The 17,166-nt window shown below is 63.9% G+C and carries 12 protein-coding genes; 9 read left to right on the top strand and 3 right to left on the bottom strand.

Annotated elements, in window-relative coordinates; genetic code table 11:
* Positions 1 to 2,124, top strand: a 2,124-nt coding sequence (locus tag HPA02_RS13225) for an Ig-like domain-containing protein (RefSeq protein ID WP_146803676.1), incomplete at its 5' end; no start/stop codon positions are given.
* 76 nt (positions 2,125 to 2,200) lie between these two features.
* Positions 2,201 to 2,521 carry a tryptophan synthase subunit beta like protein gene (locus HPA02_RS13220; RefSeq protein WP_146803675.1) on the top strand — a complete coding sequence of 107 codons (321 nt, stop codon included), beginning with the start codon at positions 2,201 to 2,203 and terminating at the stop codon, positions 2,519 to 2,521.
* Between the two features lie 97 nt (positions 2,522 to 2,618).
* On the opposite strand, the gene HPA02_RS13215 is transcribed toward HPA02_RS13220, so the two are convergent.
* From HPA02_RS13215 to HPA02_RS13205, 3 genes are all read right to left on the bottom strand, one after another.
* Positions 2,619 to 4,526: a bifunctional diguanylate cyclase/phosphodiesterase gene (locus HPA02_RS13215; RefSeq protein ID WP_146803674.1), complete on the bottom strand. Its 1,908-nt coding sequence runs from the start codon at positions 4,524 to 4,526 to the stop codon at positions 2,619 to 2,621.
* 67 nt (positions 4,527 to 4,593) lie between these two features.
* The gene (locus HPA02_RS13210) at positions 4,594 to 5,298 is read right to left on the bottom strand and encodes a transglutaminase-like cysteine peptidase (protein WP_146803673.1); all 705 of its coding nucleotides are present in this window, start codon (positions 5,296 to 5,298) and stop codon (positions 4,594 to 4,596) included.
* Positions 5,299 to 5,357: 59 nt separating this feature from the next.
* Positions 5,358 to 6,053 carry an arylesterase gene (locus tag HPA02_RS13205; RefSeq protein ID WP_146803672.1) on the bottom strand — a complete coding sequence of 232 codons (696 nt, stop codon included), beginning with the start codon at positions 6,051 to 6,053 and terminating at the stop codon, positions 5,358 to 5,360.
* Between HPA02_RS13205 and HPA02_RS13200 the strand changes: the two genes are divergently transcribed.
* The 7 genes from HPA02_RS13200 to HPA02_RS13170 all read left to right on the top strand — a co-directional run bounded on the left by HPA02_RS13200 (position 6,052) and on the right by HPA02_RS13170 (position 17,113).
* Positions 6,052 to 6,768, top strand: coding sequence for an ABC transporter ATP-binding protein (locus tag HPA02_RS13200; RefSeq protein WP_146803671.1), 717 nt, complete (start codon positions 6,052 to 6,054; stop codon positions 6,766 to 6,768). The two genes, HPA02_RS13205 and HPA02_RS13200, sit on opposite strands and share 2 nt — an antisense overlap.
* Positions 6,765 to 9,320 (top strand): ABC transporter permease, encoded by a 2,556-nt coding sequence (locus HPA02_RS13195; RefSeq protein ID WP_146803670.1) that lies wholly within the window; start codon positions 6,765 to 6,767, stop codon positions 9,318 to 9,320. The genes HPA02_RS13200 and HPA02_RS13195 overlap by 4 nt, the downstream gene beginning before the upstream one ends.
* 289 nt (positions 9,321 to 9,609) lie before the next feature.
* Entirely contained in the window at positions 9,610 to 10,875 is a 1,266-nt protein-coding gene (glyA, locus tag HPA02_RS13190; protein WP_146803669.1) for a serine hydroxymethyltransferase, read from the top strand.
* Between the two features lie 244 nt (positions 10,876 to 11,119).
* Entirely contained in the window at positions 11,120 to 12,892 is a 1,773-nt protein-coding gene (locus HPA02_RS13185; RefSeq protein WP_146803668.1) for a type I secretion system permease/ATPase, read from the top strand.
* Positions 12,892 to 14,262 (top strand): HlyD family type I secretion periplasmic adaptor subunit, encoded by a 1,371-nt coding sequence (locus HPA02_RS13180; protein ID WP_146803667.1) that lies wholly within the window; start codon positions 12,892 to 12,894, stop codon positions 14,260 to 14,262. The genes HPA02_RS13185 and HPA02_RS13180 overlap by 1 nt, the downstream gene beginning before the upstream one ends.
* A complete protein-coding gene (locus HPA02_RS13175) occupies positions 14,262 to 15,722 on the top strand; it encodes a TolC family protein (protein ID WP_186809990.1) in 1,461 nt (486 codons plus the stop codon). Before HPA02_RS13180 ends, HPA02_RS13175 begins: the two co-directional genes overlap by 1 nt.
* Before the next feature lie 14 nt (positions 15,723 to 15,736).
* On the top strand, positions 15,737 to 17,113 hold the full coding sequence (locus tag HPA02_RS13170; protein ID WP_244945925.1) for an undecaprenyl-phosphate glucose phosphotransferase: 1,377 nt from the start codon (positions 15,737 to 15,739) through the stop codon (positions 17,111 to 17,113).
* The last annotated feature ends 53 nt before the right edge of the window (positions 17,114 to 17,166 follow it).

The raw sequence follows: 17,166 nt of genomic DNA, 5'->3' as shown, positions 1-17,166 counted from the left end.
ACTGCCCCGGCGGTCGGTGTGGCCCTACTGGGAGCCGGCGATGATGATGTCTATAACATTGAAGAAATCGCCTCCGGTGAGCCCGATAGTGTGGAGGCCCTGATTACCCTAGAGGAGGGAACCTCACCCGGAGATACCCTGGTGGTAACCGATGGGGCGGGTAATACGCTGACTACACTGGTCCTCGATCAGCAGCATATTGCCTCGGGAGTTACCGTCTGGGTTCCGGTGGCCGATAGCGCCAGCAGCGTTAGCGTGCAAGCGACGGTCACCGATCCGGCGGGGAACAGTGCAAGCGCCGATGACGCCAAGGGGGTGGTGACTGTCGAGCCGGAAGCCAGCATCACGATCGATCCGGTCTTCGGTGGCGATGACTTCCTGGGCAATGATGAGGCTCAAGAAGGTCAGCCGATCTCCGGTTCCGTGGGAGGGGAGGCCAAGGCTGGCGACGTGATCGAGGTCGTCATTGGGGGCGAGGTCTATACCACGACCGTCGATGATGATGGCAGCTCCTGGTCCGTGAACGTACCAGCGGATAAAGTTTCCGGCCTGAGCTCCGGCGATATCACGGCCAAGGTCGTGGGGGAGGACCAATACGGCAACGCCTATGAGGCCGAGGCGGATCGCCCCTATGAGGTACAGCCACCGGCTTCCCTGGAAGTCGGTAGCAACGATGGGGAGAACCTGGAGTCCAGCGGTGGAGACGATGTCATCCTCGGGGATCGGGGTGGAAAGGAAACCATTATCGATCCGGCGACCAACTACAATATCTCCTTGATCGTCGATACCTCGGGCAGCATGGGGAATTCTTCCGGTACGTCGGGCCTGGATCGGATGGAGCTGACCAAGCAGGCACTGGTCAACCTGGCTAATCAGCTAAAGGATCACGAAGGTACGATCAATGTGCAACTGGTTCCCTTCGCCAAGCATGCCGGGGGGCCGATCATCATCGAAAACCTCGATGCCAGCAATGTGCAGAGCCTTATCGATGCTATCGATGACCTCGAGGCCGATGGTGGCACCAACTATATGGCAGGCTTCCAGGAAGCCGCAGCGTGGTTCAACCAGCAAAATGGACAACCCAATGCGGCGGACTTCGAGAATTTGAGTTACTTCCTGACGGACGGTAATCCGACGTACTACTACGATGATGATGGGGATGTCGAGGGCTCTGGAAGCTCTACTGGTTACGATGTCTTCAAGGCTTCTGTCGATGCCTTCGCCGAGCTGTCCGGGCTAAGCTCCGTCAATGGCATCGGTATTGGTTCTGGGATCTCGAAGGACTATCTCGAGTTCTTCGATAACAGCGGTGTCGTGGGTACTGGTGAGGTGAGTTTTGGTTGGGGATGGTGGGCCAAGGAGGTCACTGGCCCTATCGGTGAGGTCGATATCGTTGATACCGCCGAAGATCTGGCGGCGGCCCTGGAGGGAAGCTCGGAATTCGATGAGCTCGAGGATCTAGGTGACGATACCCTCACCGGTGGCGATGGCGATGATATTCTCTTCGGCGATGCCATCAGTACTGATCACCTTGCCTGGACAAATGGCGATACCAATGAGTCCTTTGCCGCCGGTGAACATGATGGCATGGGCTATCAGGGGCTTCGCGAATACCTGAAGTGGGAAGTCAATGGTGGCAATGCTCCTGATGATGAACAGGTCATTGATTATGTGAAGGATAATTACGATAGTTTGTTCGATCAGAATCCTGAGAAAGGAGGAAATGATACTCTGATCGGTGGTGCCGATGACGACATCCTGATTGGCGGTGCGGGCGACGATGTCTTCCAGTGGCAGCTCGGCGATGAGGGAGGCAGCAATGCTCCCGCCGTCGATGTGGTCAAGGACTTCGGCAATGGTGACGATGTGCTGGATGTAGCCGACCTGCTACAGGATGAAGAGTCAGCGGTGGATCTCGGTAGTTATGTCGTGGCCGAAGAGGATGGTGCGGATACCGTGCTTTATCTGAATTCTCAGGGCAATCTGGGGGGCGACAAGGAGAATGCCGATCAGGTGATTCGCCTGGAAGGAAAGTCCTTTAGCGACTTCGGGGCGACGCCCGGCGATGGCGAGGATCTGGTCGCCAAGATGATCGCCAGTGGTCAATTGAATATCGATCAGTGATATACTCGATATCGCCTATTACCTAAGGTTTCCGCCCGGCCATGCCGGGCGGTTTTTTTTGGATGGAGTGACTGCCATGTATGTCAGACGCGATGAAAATGGCGCCATTATCAAGATCAGTAAAATCCAGGATGGTGAGTGCTTGGAGAGTGTGGATAACGGTGACAAGGCGCTAGGGGAATTCCTCGCTGGCTTGGGGCGCCAGGAGGAAATGACGCGATCGGATCTCGACTTCGTACGGGTGCTGGAAGACGTGATCCACCTGCTGATGGACAAGGGGGTGATTCGCTTTACCGACCTCCCGGATGCCGCCAGGGATAAACTGATTGCGCGGCAGAGCCTACGCAGTCGTATCAATGATGTCGGGTTGATGGGCGAAGAGGGTGATGTGATCTAGCATCGTCCTCCCGGGAGGCGGAGCCGTGGGGTATTCCTGAGAATCGCCCGCCGAAGCGGGCGTTATGCTACCGGAGAGGCACTCGCCGTGTGCGCCTTTATCCGGGCTGACGAACTCCGGGGCCGGTAACGCCATCCAGGCCGAGATCGAGCACCGTTTGCCACTCGGCGTCGCTGGCGACCCCCTCGGCGATCGCCAGGATGCCCAGGGAATGACAGAGGGTGGCCATGCCGCGCAGGATCGTCTGCTGTTCCGCACTCGCCTCGATGCCCTGAACCAGGCTACGGTCGAACTTTAGGTAGGAGAGGCCGCTATCCTGAAGCTCGCCGAGGCGAGAAAACTCGCTGCCCACATGTTCCAGGCCGATACGGCAGCCCAGGGGCTGCAACTCGCGACACAGCAGACGGAAGCGCTCCAGGTCGCGCAGGGCGGCGGATTCCGGCAGTTCCAGCCATAGCAACCGGGCCTGGTCGGGATGCGCCTTGAGTAGGCCGAGCAGACGGGTCAGGAAGTGGGCATCGCGAATCGAGGCGGGGGAGAGGTTGATCCCCAGGGGAGCCTGGTCACGACCGATGACATCGATGGCGGCCTTGGCCACCGCCAGGTCGAGAGGCGTCGAGAGTTCCAGGCGCGATACCCAGGGCATAAAGGTGCCCGCCGCTCGCCACTCGCCCTCGAGGTGAAGGCGGGAGGGGCACTCATGATGCAGCAGGTCGCCCGCGGCATCGACCACCGGGAAGCTGGCCAGGCGAGGGCCCTGGGCGATGGCCCGCTCCAGGGCGTGTCGCCAGTCGGCATGGTTGGTATAGAGCAGGTCGCTGCGCTGGGTCTCGACCCACTGCTGACCCAGGTCGCCCTGGGTCTCGGCGGCGGCCAGGGCGCCATCCAGGCCGGCCATCAGCGTGCTGAGGGTATCCCCGGGCGCATAGTGGCAGAGGGCCGAGGGCAGGCCCAGGCTCACCGAGGCCTCGCCGAGTCGCAGGGCCTCCAGCTCGGCGCTAAGCGCCTTGGCCAATGAATCGTTGTCTTCGCCACCGGGGATCAGCAGGGCAAAATCGCCACCATTCAGGCGGCCCACGATCCCCCCGCCCTGTGCCTGGGCGATCTTGGTGAGGCTCAGGCTCAGGCTCCTGAGCAGCTCATTGGTCCGTGCCCGGCCCAGGACCTGATTGATCTCGGTGAGCTGGGTCAGGCGCACCAGCGCCAGGCTGCCGTTGGCACGCTCATCATCGCTTTCGAGGTGGGTGCTCAGCTGGGTCATAAAGGCATCGCGGCCCAGGGCGCCGGTCGCCTCATCCTGCTGTAGCCGGCGGCGCAGCTTGTCGAGTTTCTCGCTCTCGCTATGCAACATCTGCCCCACGGAGCCGGAGAGCCGGTTCATGGCCTGAACCACCTGACGCAGCTCGCGCGTGCGCGGCTCGGGGCTGGTGGTAAAGCGTCGGGCGCCGATGTCCCGAGCCTGGGCGATCACGGCCTCCAGCGGCCCGCGGATGGTCCGCACGATCCAACCGGCGAGCAGTAAACCGACCAGGGCGGCCAGGCCGAACCAGGCGACCAGCCGGATGGCGCCACGCCACAGGGAGTGGTAGGCGAAGCTATGGTGGCTCTGCAGGGTCAGGGTGCCGTATTGCTGCCAGCCGTTCTGGATCACCGCCTGACTCGGCGGCACATCGAAACGTACCAGGTCGACGAACCAGCCGGGCACGCTCTCGATGCGGCCATCGGCCTCGCGCCGGGCGATCAGCTCGCCATCGGGGGCGTGCAGTTCGATCAGTTGGTAGTGGCCGGTATCGAACTGGGCGGCCATCAGCAGCTCGATGATCACCGGATCCTTGTCCAGCTGGCTCATGGAGAGGGCCAGGGCATTGACGTTGTCGCTATTCTTGACCCGAATCTCCTGCTCGGTGTAGCCCCGCAGCGCCGTTAGCCCGACCGCCAGGCTGCCGCCCAGGGTCAGTAGCAGGATCGCCAGCACGGTGATCCACAGTTGTTTTATCAGCGACATGGTGGCCACTCCCTGGCGAGGTTCCGCGGCGAATCCACGGCGGTTGGTGTCATGGTCTGGGATGAAATCATAGGAACCCCTGCTCCTGCATTCGGGTCAGTACGCTGCTCCACCGCGACAGGCGTTGTACTGGGTTGGCGCGGGATTGTGTCGAGCCACCTGCCCATAAGCCATCGCTATTGAAGCTGAACACGGGGTCCAGATCGACCCGCTGGGCGGCGGGGGTAATCGAGGGCACCAGGTTGTCGAGGATCAGGGGCTCGCTGGCGGGTGTCTCGTAATACCCCAGCACCATATGCGCCTGGGTGATCTGGCTGCGGCCGATGCGCGCCCTCACATAGATCATGCGCAGCTGCCGGGTCGGCACGCCGAGTCGCTTCAGGGTGATGTACTTGGCGATGGAGTAGTCTTCGCAGTCGCCCTGGGCCTTGCCCATGGTCTCCAGCGGCGTGGCCCAATAATCTTCCTGGCCCCAGATATCGATATCATCCAGCCAGCGAATGCGGCGATTGAAGAAATCGTTGGTTTCGCGAAGCTGCGTCGGTAACGGCTGGCTGGCCAACCGCTCGAGCAGCGCGAACCACTCCTCCAGCATGGCGCTGCCCCGGCCTCCATAGCGGGTACGCATCACCAGGCGTAGCTGGCCGGGATTGAAGCTCCCCTCGACCGGCCCCGGCCAGCCGCCGACGAATAGCGCCGCCAACAGGGCCAGGCCGCCGCCGAGCAGGCCGCGACGCGAGCAGCGTAATTGTGAGTGCGGCGGCGGGGCCATGGGAGAGGTCCAGTAACGGGGCGTCTGCCCCCATTATATCGGCTGCCGGTGAATAAGCTTTAATCGGATGCCCTGGCCAGTTCCGTCTCCAACAGGGGCACCAGGACGGGCCAGACGTTGTCGAGGATCCTCGGTTGCGCGGCGGCGGTGGGATGGATGCCATCGGCCTGCATCAGCTCGCGGTCCAGCGCCACACCCTCGAGCAGGAAGGGCACCAGGGGCAGGTCATGCTCATCGGCGAGGCGCCGATAGACGCCGGTAAAGGCATCCCGATAGGCCTGGCCATAATTGGGTGGAATATCGATGCCCAGCAGCAGCACCTCGGCCTCGGCCGCACGGCTGGCCTCGATCATGCGCCTCAGGTTGGTCTCGAGCTGACCCGGCGGCAGGCCGCGCAGGCCATCGTTGCCGCCCAGCTCCAGCAGAACGATGTCGGGGGCGTGCTGTCCCAGCAAGTCGGGCAGCCGCGCCGCGCCGCCGCCGCTGGTCTCGCCGCTGATGCTGGCATTGATGACCTCGGCGCGACCGTCCAGGCGCTGCTCCAGCAGCGCCACCCAGCCCTGCCGCGCCTCGATACCATAGGCCGCGCTGAGGCTGTCGCCCACCACCAGCAGGCGGGGCGGCGATGCCGCGCTGGCCGTGCCCGCCAGCAGTAACAGCAGGCTCAGCGTCCACGCCACCAGGTACCGGCGGCCACGGCCGCCGTGGCAGACTGACCGGCAATGATGCCAAGCGAAAGGGAAGCCCTCGATCATGTCCCACTCCTCGTCTGAAGCCCTTGCCCCGATTCTACACGCCGACGGCCTCGGCAAGGTGGTCGATAGCGGCGAGCGCCGACTGACCATTCTGAGTGACCTGGCGCTGGAAGTGTTCCCCGGCGAGAGCGTGGCGATTCTCGGCCAGAGCGGCGCCGGCAAGTCGACCCTGCTGGGGCTGCTAGCGGGCCTGGATACCCCCAGCGGCGGTCGGCTGGAGCTCTTCGGCCAGTCGTTGGCGGCGTTGGACGAGGACGGCCGGGCGGCGCTGCGTGCCGGGCGCGTCGGCTTCGTGTTCCAGAATTTCCAGCTTCTGCCGACCCTCACCGCCCTGGAAAACGTCCTGCTGCCGCTGGAGCTGTCTCCGCAGCGCGATGGCGAGGCCCGCGCCCGGGAGTGGCTGGAACGGGTCGGGCTGGGTGAGCGCCTCGATCACCTGCCCAAGCAGCTCTCCGGCGGCGAGCAGCAGCGGGTGGCCATCGCCCGCGCCTTCGTCACCGGCGCCGAGCTGGTCTTCGCCGACGAGCCCACCGGCAACCTGGACCCGACCACCGGGGCGCGGATCATCGAGCTACTCTTCCGGCTCAACCGCGAGGCGGGCACCACCCTGGTGCTGGTGACTCACGACCACGCCCTGGCGCGGCGCTGCCAGCGGGCCCTGCGCCTCGCCGATGGGCGCCTGGCGCCCCTCGCCCTGGACGAGGTGGAGGCATGACCCGGGCGGCGGCCCTGCCGCATCAGGGCGCGATTCAGGCGTTGCGCTTCTCCGCCAGGGGGCTGTGGCGCGACCTGCGCGCCGCCGACGTGCGGGCGCTCTTCGTGGCGCTGATGCTGGCGGTGGCGGCCTCCACCATGATCGGTTTCTTCCTCGACCGCCTCGATCGCGGCCTGACCCGTCAGGCTGGGCAGTTGCTGGGCGGCGACCTGGTGCTGGAGCAGGGGCAGCCGTTTTCCCCCGAGCTGCGCCGGACCCTGGAGGGGGCCGGCCTTACCCTCAGCGACCAGGTCGACCTGGTCTCCATGGCGAGCCTCGGGGACGCCTTCCAGGTGACCAGCCTCAAGGTGGTGGACGATGTCTATCCCCACTATGGGCAGGTGCTGGTGGATCGCGGCGCGGGCAGCGAGGCCCAGGCCCGGGGCCCGGCCCCCGGTGAGGCCTGGCTGGCACCGCGCCTGGCCCTGCTGCTCGAGGCGGAGCTGGGCGATCGGGTGCGCATCGGCGAGGTGGAGTTGACCGTCAGCGGCCTGGTGGAGCGGGAGCCGGACCAGTCGGCGGGCTTCGGCAACTTCAATCCGCGGCTGATGATGCACCTCGACGACCTGGCGGCGACCGGCCTGGTGCAGCCCGGCTCGCGCGTCGAGTACGAGCTGCTCGCCGCCGGGCCGCCCGACGCCCTGAACGGCCTCGATTCGCTGCTCGAGGCGTTGCGCCGCGACGGGGTCGAAGTGCGCGACGTGCGCCGCGACCGTCCCGGCCTCGGCAATGCCCTGGATCGGGCCGAGCGCTACCTGAGCCTGGCCGGCCTGGCGGCGGTGCTGCTGGCCGGGGTGGCGGTGGCCATGGCCACCCGACGCTATGTGGATCGTCACCTGGATACCGCGGCCTTGCTGCGCTGCTTCGGCGCCACCCAGCGCCAGTTGACCCGGCTCTTCGCCCTGCAGCTGCTATGGCTGGCCCTGGTGGCCGCGGCACTGGGTGCCCTGCTGGGCCTGGCCGGCCAGGCGCTGCTGCTGGGCTTGCTAAGCGCCTTCCTGCCCCTCACGTTGCCGGCGCCGGGCCCCTTGCCGCTGCTGCTCGGCGTCTTGACGGCGGTGGCGGTGCTGGTGGGCTTCGCCGGCCCCACCCTGCTGCGCCTCAAGCGGGTCAGCGCCCTCAAGGTGCTGCGTCGCGAGCTCGACCCGCTGCCGCCGTCGGCCTGGCTGGTGGTGATCGTCGCCAGCCTGGTGTTCGGCGCCCTGCTGTGGCTTTACTCCGGGGATATCGGCCTGGCCAGCGGCCTGCTGTTGGGGGGCTGGGTGATGCTCGGCCTGCTCTGGGGCCTGGGACGTGGGCTGCTGGCCCTGGTGCTTTGGCTGGTCGGTCGGCTGCCGGCGGGGCAGGGCGGCTGGGGCCAGGCGCTGCGCCTGGGCGGGCGTCAACTGGCACGGCGTCGCGACGCCAGCCTGGGGCAGATGCTGGCCTTCGCGGTGACCTTCTTCGCCATGGCGATGATCGCCCTGGTACGTGGCGACCTGTTGACCACCTGGCAGGCGCAGCTTCCCGAGGCGATGCCCAACTACTTCGCCATCAATATCCAGCCCGCCGAGCGGGAGTCCTTTAGCGAGGTGCTGGAGGCTCGCGCCGACGACCGCACCAGCCTCTACCCCATGGTGCGGGGGCGCCTCACCGCCATCGATGGCACCCCGGCGCGGGAGGCCGTGCCGGCCGAGGCCCGCGGCGACAATGCCCTGCGCCGCGAGCTCAACCTCACCTGGCAGGAGACCCTGCCCGAGGGCAATCGGCTGGTGGCCGGGCGCTGGTTCTCCGCCGAGCCCGTCCGCGGCGAGCCGGTGCCGATCTCCCTGGAGGATGGCTTCGCCGAGCGCCTGGGACTCGGCCTCGGCGATACCCTGACCTTTACCATCGGCGGCCGGGAGGTCAGCGGCCGGGTGGCCAGCCTGCGCAACCTGGACTGGGACAGCTTCCGCCCCAACTTCTTCGTGATCTTCCCGCCCGGGACGCTGGACCGCTTCGGCCACAGCTATATCACCGCCTTCTATCTCGACCCGGGGGAGGGCGAGACCCTGCGTGGCCTGGTGCGCGACTTCCCCGGCGTCTCGCTACTCAATATCGACGCCATCCTGGCCCAGGTGCGCGAGCTGGTCGCCCAGGTGACCCGGGCGGTGGAGCTGGTACTGGCCCTGGTGCTGCTGGCCGGGGTCAGCGTGCTCTACGCGGCCCTCACCGCCAGCCGCCCGGTGCGTGCCCACGAGGGCGGCCTGCTGCGGGTCTTCGGCGCGGGAACGCGCACCCTCTCGCGGGTGCAGGGCGCCGAGTTCGCTATCCTCGGCCTGGCCAGCGGCCTAATGGGGGTCCTGCTGGCGGAGCTGGCCACCGCGGGGCTCTATGCGCTGTGGTTCGATCTGCCGCCGCGGCCGCATCCCTTGCTGTGGTTGTCGTTGCCCCTCGGTGGCGCCCTGCTGATCGGCGCCATCGGCCACTTCCTCTCGCGGGGGCTGCGCCGCGAGGCGCCCATGGCCAGCCTGGGCCTGCTGGGGGAGACCTGAGCCGTGAAATCGCTCGGCAATAGCCGAGCTCCCACAGGTATATCGCTATTGTACTTGTGGGAGTCCGGGTTTCCCGGACGATTGGCGCCGTAGGCGCCTGCTCGATCGAGAGCAGCCAGGTTCACCCTGTGCCGTTTCGCGTTGCCAGTATCTGTTACCTGGGTTTAGCTTCGCTAAAGCGAAAGTGAGAAATTATCGAGTGGTCCATGACGGCCTTTCATGTGAAAGGCCGTCGAGGCTGGGGTATCATGGCGCCTTCGAGTTTACCGCCTACCGAGGACCCTCGCCGATGTTCAGTCGTGACATGCAGATTGCCGGTTTCGATGATGCCCTCTTCGACGCGATGCAGAAGGAAGTCGCGCGTCAGGAAGCGCATATCGAGCTGATCGCTTCCGAGAACTACGCCAGCCCCCGCGTGATGGAAGCCCAGGGCTCCCAGCTCACCAACAAGTACGCGGAAGGCTATCCCGGCAAGCGCTACTACGGCGGCTGCGAGTACGTGGACATCGTCGAGCAACTGGCCATCGACTACGCCAAGGAGCTGTTCGGGGCCAGCTACGCCAACGTTCAGCCGCACTCCGGCTCCCAGGCCAATGGCGCCGTCTTCCAGGCCCTGGTCAAGCCGGGCGATACCGTGCTGGGCATGAGCCTGGACGCCGGCGGTCACCTGACCCATGGCGCCAAGCCCAACTTCTCCGGCAAGCACTACAACGCCGTGCAGTACGGCATCGACGAGAGCGGCCGCATCGACTACGAAGAAGTCGCCAAGCTGGCCCGCGAGCACCAGCCGAAGATGATCATCGCCGGCTTCTCCGCCTACTCCCAGATCATCGACTGGGCCAAGTTCCGCGAGATCGCCGACGAGGTGGGTGCCTACCTGCTGGTCGACATGGCCCACGTGGCCGGCCTGGTGGCCGCCGGCGTCTACCCGACCCCGCTGCCCCACGCCCATGTGGTCACCACCACCACCCACAAGACCCTGCGCGGCCCGCGTGGCGGCTTGATCCTCTCCGCCGAAGGCAACGAGGAGATCGAGAAGAAGCTGCAGTCCGCGGTCTTCCCGGGTGGCCAGGGCGGCCCCCTGGAGCACGTCATCGCCGCCAAGGCGATCTGCTTCAAGGAAGCCATGGATCCGTCCTTCAAGACCTACCAGCAGCAGGTGGTCAAGAACGCCCAGACCATGGCCGGCGTGTTCATCGAGCGCGGCTTCGAGATCGTCTCCGGCGGCACCGAGGATCACCTCTTCCTGCTGTCGCTGATCAAGCAGGGCCTGACCGGCAAGGACGCGGACGCCGCCCTGGGCCGTGCCCATATCACCGTCAACAAGAACGCCGTGCCCGGCGATCCCCAGAGCCCCTTCGTCACCTCCGGCCTGCGTATCGGCACCCCGGCGGTGACCACCCGCGGCTTCGGTGAGGCCGAGTGCCAGGCACTGGCCGGCTGGATCTGCGATATCCTCGACGTGATGGCCAAGGGCGAGGACACCGCCGCCATCGAAGGCGAGGTCAAGGCCAAGGTCGAGGCTGTCTGCGCCGAGTTCCCGGTTTACCGGTGAGGCGTTGTCGGGAGCGTCCTGTCGGATGCTCTCGCCGTAGGTTCGTTTATCCGACCTACGAGAACTGGTTATCCGAATAGGCCGGGTACGCCCGCCGCTCCAACGCGCCCCGTGACATGTCGTCACGGGGCGCGGCTTTTTGGTGCCCCTCGGTAGGGCTCCCTATCCAGCTAGTGTCGCTATCTGTTATTCTGCGTGCCCTAATTCTCCCCCCGTGTCATCTCTTTCAACGGTGTTCAGCCTTATGGCAAAGCAACAAGATGCAACGGATCTGCAGCTCGCCTTGAAGGCCTGCAAGGGATCCTTCGTCTCGGTGGGTTTCTTCAGCATGTTCGTCAACCTGCTGATGCTTGTCCCCCCCATGTATATGCTGCAGGTCTATGACCGGGTGCTGACCACTCAGAGCGGCGAAACGCTACTGATGCTGACCCTGGTGGTGGTCTTCCTGTTCATGATCATGGGCGGCCTCGAACTGGTGCGATCGCGTATCCTCGTTCGCGTGGGTAACCGGCTGGACACTAGCATCAATGCACGCCTGTACAGTGCCATGTTCCGTCGCAGCGTCATGGCTCAGGGGCGCCAGACGGCTCAGCCGCTGAGCGACCTTACCAATCTACGGCAGTTCCTCACCGGCAACGGCCTGTTTGCCTTCTTCGACGCTCCCTGGGTGCCGGTCTACCTGGCCGTACTGTTCCTCTTCCACCCTTGGCTCGGGGTCTTTGCTACCTGCGCCGGAATTATTCTGCTGGCTCTTGCATTGACGAATGAGCGTGCCACCAAGGGGTTGCTTGCCGAAGCCAATGGTGAGCAGATCAAGGCTCAGGACCTGGCCAACTCCAACCTACGCAATGCCGAAGTGCTTCACGCCATGGGGATGCTGCCGGGCATCATGGGGCGCTGGGCCGAAAAGCATCACCAGTTCCTGGCCAAGCAGTCCCAGGCCAGTGACCGCGCCGGTGCCCTAACCAATGCCTCCAAGGTCCTGCGCTTGCTGTTCCAGTCGATGATTTTGGGGCTGGGTGCCTGGCTGGTGCTGGCCGGTGAAATGACCGCGGGCATGATGATTGCCGGTTCCATCATCATGGGGCGCGCCCTGGCTCCCATCGATCAGATGATCGGCAGTTGGAAAGGCTTCGTCGGTGCCAGGGGAGCCTATGAGCGCCTCAATGAGCTGCTGACTCAAATTCCCGATGAGCAGCGTCGGATGTCCCTTCCCGCACCGGAGGGCAACATCAACATCGAGAGTATTGCCGCAGCGCCGCCCGGGGTGCGCCTATCTACCATTCGTGGCATCAATTTCGAAGTGCCCAAGGGGGAGCATATCGGCATTATCGGGCCCAGCGCCGCCGGCAAGTCGACGCTGGCCCGCGTTCTGCTGGGCATCTGGCCGACTCAAGTGGGAGCGGTTCGACTCGATGGTGCCGATGTGACGCAGTGGAATCGTGACGAGCTGGGCCCCTATATCGGCTATCTGCCCCAGGATATCGAGCTGTTCGATGGCACCATCAGCGAGAACATCGCCCGCTTCGGCGAGGTGGATGCCGAGAAGGTAGTGCGTGCGGCCAGGAAGGCCGGGGTCCATGAGATGATCCTCGAGCTGCCCAATGGCTACGATACCTATATTTCCTCCACCAGCGGCGCCCTCTCCGGCGGTCAGCGTCAGCGGGTCGGCCTGGCTCGTGCCCTCTACGGTGACCCGGTGCTGGTGGTGCTCGATGAGCCCAACTCCAATCTGGACGAGGCCGGTGAGCGAGCGCTGAGTCAGTCCATTGCTCAGCTCAAAACCGAAGGCGCCACCCTCTTCGTCATCAGTCATCGCACCAGCGTGTTGAAGAACATGGATCAGCTGCTGGTTCTCAAGGATGGGCAGGTCAGCATGTTTGGTCCCCGTGATCAGGTACTGGCACAGTTCGCCAAGAAGCCGAAGGCCGTTTCGCAAGGGGCCGCGGCACGCCTGGCGGCGATTGGCGGCAAGCGTCCCGAGTCGGGGACCGGCAATCCCGAGGAGCAGAAGTAATGGCAGAGCAGCATGACAAGGTGCCGCAGACGCGCGAAGAAATCGATATCACCCCGCAGCCCCAGGGCATTGAGGACGGCGAGCTGCCGACGAGCGACAAGGGGTACAAGCGCCTGGGCGGATTGATCCTGTTGCTGGCCTTGGGGGGCTTTGTCGCCTGGTCGTTGACTGCCACACTGGCCGTGGCCGTGGTGGCTCCTGGTAGTGTCTCTAGCGAGTCTTTCAAGCGTACTGTACAGCACCTGGAAGGCGGTATGGTTCGTGAAATCCTGGTTGAAGATGGCGACTATGTGGAGGCCGGGCAGCCACTAATCGTGCTTAGCGATACCCAGGCTCGCGCCCAGTTGCAGATCTCGCAGGCCCTGTACCTGATCAATCGGGCCATGGAAGTGCGCCTACTGGCCGAGCAGCAGGGTAGCGAGGTCTTGTCTTTCCCCGACGATCTGATGAACAGTGACATGCCGCGAGTACAGGAAGTGTTGGCGGTACAGCAGAGCCTCTTTACGGCTCGTCGCGAGTCGCTGCACGGTACCCTGACGTCCCTCGATGAGCAGGTCGTGCAGATGCGCGAGCAGATCGATGGCCTGGAAGCGCGGATGCGCGTCAATCGCTCGCGCATTGCCTCCTTGCGTGATGAAGCCGAAGACTTCCGCTCGCTCTATCGCGAAGGGCTTGGCGATAACCAGCGGTTGCGTGAGCTGGAGCGGCAGATCCTGCAGTATGAAGGAGAAAACGCCTCCCACCAGTCGGAAATCGCTCGCCTGCGCTCGCGGATCAGCGAGAACCAGATGCAGAAAGAGGTGCGTCGCCAGGAGTTCCAGCAGGAAGTCGGCGAGCAGCTGCGCCAGGCCCAGGCGCAGATCGCCGAAGCCGAGGAGCGCATTACCTCGCTGAGCGATCAGGTCGAGCGCACGACGATCATGGCTCCCGTGTCGGGCACCGTGGTGGGACGTCAGGTGCATACCGTCGGTGCAGTGATCCGCCCCGGCGACCCGGTCATGGATATCGTGCCAAGTAATGATGGCTTCGTCGTCGAGGCGCGCATTCCCAGCCGTGATATCGACAATATTTATCGCGGTCAGCACGCCAATATTCGTTTCTCCGCCTTCAATCAGCGACTCACCGATGAAGTCGATGGTGAGGTGATCTACGTCAGTGCCGATAGTTTCGAAGATGAGTCTACCGGTATGCGCTACTATCGGGCACGAATCGGAGTGACCGAGGAGGGTAGTGAGCAGATGACCGAACAGATGGAGTTGCTCTCCGGTATGCCCGCCGAGGTAATGATCCGCACCGGCGAGCGAACCTTCGCCAGTTACATCGCCAAACCTATCGGCGATATGCTGGCTCGCGCCATCAGGGAGGATTGATGAGGTTATTGCGATACCGCGAGTCGCTGGCCATGGCGATGCTGGCAGCGAGCCTGAGCGGCCCGGTACTGGCCCAGGCATTGGAGGAAGCTCCCGCCGGGGCCGAGGCGATGGCCGACCTTCGGGCGCTTCAAGATGAAGTGGTGGCTGTCGAGGCCTCGTCGCTTCCCTCGTTGACGGAGCTGTTCCGTCAGGCGCTGCGGCACGACTCACAGCTGAGCCGCAAGCGTTACGAGCTGGAGGCCACCGAGCAGGAGGGGCCCATGGCGCGCTCCCGCCTGCTGCCGCAGCTTTCGGCCAACGCCAACTACTTGTGGCAGGATTCGACGAACCTTCAGACCAGCCCCGACGATTTCGGCCTCGATAAGGAGGCCACTCGTCCCGGGGAGATCACCGAGCACTACTGGCAGGTACAACTACAGCAGCCTCTGTTCAGCCTGGAGCGCTGGCGGGGGCTGGCCAGGGCCGAGGCGGAAATCGGCATGGCCGAGTGGGAGCTTGCCCTGACCGAAGAGCAGTTGGCCCTGCAGGTAAGCGAGGCCTATATCAATGCTTTCCTGGCCTCGCGTCGGCTGGGGCTGCTGGAATCACAGCAGGATGCCCTCGAATTGCAGCTTCGTCAGGCAAACCGTGCTTATGAGCTCGGCGTGGGAGATCGCATCAGTTTGTTGGAGTCCCAGTCGCGTCTCGATCAGGCCATCGCCGATGCGGTCCAGGCCGAGAATGAGCTGGACAATGCCCTGAGTGAGCTGGAGCGCCTGACGGGCAGCCGACCTGCCTTCGAGAATCGTCGGGTCGGTGATCTTGCGGCCGTCGCCATTCGGCGCGAGTGGGGCGACGAGCAAGATTGGCTCGAGCGGATCAATGACAATCTCAATGTGCGGCGTGCCCTGGCCGAGCGTGAGGTGGCTCAGAGCAACACGCGCGTACGACGCAGTGGCTATTTCCCCGAGCTGAACCTGAATCTCAGCTACAGCGATCGGGTCAGCGAAGATGAGCTTCGGGAAAGCGAGGATTATCGTGCCAGCGTCGAGTTGAGCATGCCCCTCTATCAGGGGGGCTACACTCGTGCCAGCGTAAGGCAGGGGGAGTTGCTGGCTCAGGCCGCCAATGAGGGCGTTGATCATGAACGTAATCTGGCGGCTCAGGAAGTGCGCCAACGCTTGCGCTCCCTGAATGGCAGTGTGCGTCGCCTCGAGGCCCTGGAACAAGCCATTGAGTCCAGTGAGCTGTTCCTTGCCGCCGCCGAACGAGGTGAGCAATTGGGACTGCGAGACCTGGTCGATGTACTCGATGCCCGGGCAAGCCTCTACGACCAGCGTATCCAGTTCGTCGATACCCTGGGCCGCTACGCACTGGACCATGTGGCACTGAGTGCTGCCGTGGGAGAGCTCGATAGTGGCGTGCTCAATCGGATCATGGTCCTGTTGATCAGCATCCACCCCGTTCAGGATGCCTGAGGGCGCCTCCTGCGATGAGTCTGGTCTCCAGTTATAGTGACTGGCTAAGGCGCGGAATGCGCTGCTTCGATGCCGCCGTTGCCCTACTGGTGGCCTTTGCTCTGATGCGCATGCTGCCTGGGCTCGATCACACTGAGCGTCTCGAATATCCGCTGTTGATCATCGCCGGTAGCCTCTTGTTGCCGGCCTGTGGCGAGCTGATCGGGCTTTACCAGCCATGGCGGGGGCGTAGCCTCTACACCATGCTGGGTGTTTACGTGCTTAGCTGGCTAACGACCATTGTCCTGATCAGCTTGCTGCTGGTGGCTACTCAGAGCACCCAGACCTTCTCACGCCTATGGATGGGGGCGGCGTCGCTGGGGGTGCTGGGTACCGGCGCGCTGATTCGTGCGGCGCTGTATGGGTATTTACGACGGCTGCGTGCGCAGGGGCACAATATCAAGCGCATTGTGCTGATCGGGCCGCAAAGCAATGTGTCGCGACTAGAGGCTCGCCTCGGTAGCATGCCGTTCGTGGGCTATCGAGTCACTCACCGGGTGATTGGAGATAGCGTCAAGGCCGTGCGTGACGAGGTGCGTAGCCTGGCTACCGTCAGTATTTTCGATCGCGATTTCGACGAGATCTGGCTCAGTTACCCTCTGGCACAGGGTGATCGAGTGCGCCAACTGGCTGATGAGCTGGTTCGCGTGCCGGTCAGCATTCGCTATTTCCCCGACCTGTCCGATGTCCGGTTACTCAACCATCGCATGGCTCAAGTCGCCGGCATGTACTCCCTGGACCTCAACTATAGTCCGCTGAATGGCCCAATGCGTCTGGTCAAGGCCTGTGAGGATCGGCTGCTGGGGCTCTTGCTGCTGCTAGCCTTCTTGCCTGTGATGTTGGGAATTGCTGCCCTGGTACGCTGGAAGATGGGGGGGCCGGTGCTGTTCAAGCAGCAGCGCCACGGCCTGGACGGCAAAAGCTTCAAGATCTACAAGTTCCGCTCCATGGCTCTCCACGAGCCCGGTGCGGGCACGCAGCAGGCCACTCGGGGGGATCCTCGAATCACGCCGCTGGGGGCTTTCCTGCGGCGGACCAGCCTCGACGAGTTGCCCCAGCTCTATAATGTGCTGCAGGGGCGCATGTCGCTGGTTGGTCCGCGTCCGCATGCCATGGACCACAATGAATACTACAAGGACGAGATCGAGGCGTATATGCAACGTCACCGGGTCAAGCCTGGCATGACGGGGTGGGCCCAGGTCAACGGCTTGCGTGGTATCACCGATAATGTGGAAACTATGCGCAAGCGAGTGGAATACGACCTCTTCTATATCGATAATTGGTCACTGGGGCTCGACCTCAAGATTCTTGCCATGACCCTGACTCGCGGCTTTATCAACCGCCAGCCCTAGCATCCGAGGCAGCAGCTCGCCGGCTCGGCGATCCAGCCGGTCCCCCTCCAGGC

This window comes from Bisbaumannia pacifica (genome assembly GCF_007989625.1).
In the GTDB taxonomy this organism is placed as follows: domain Bacteria; phylum Pseudomonadota; class Gammaproteobacteria; order Pseudomonadales; family Halomonadaceae; genus Bisbaumannia; species Bisbaumannia pacifica.
The sequence above is the reverse complement of the archived record's forward strand: the minus strand, read 5'-3'. Positions and strand labels throughout refer to the sequence as shown.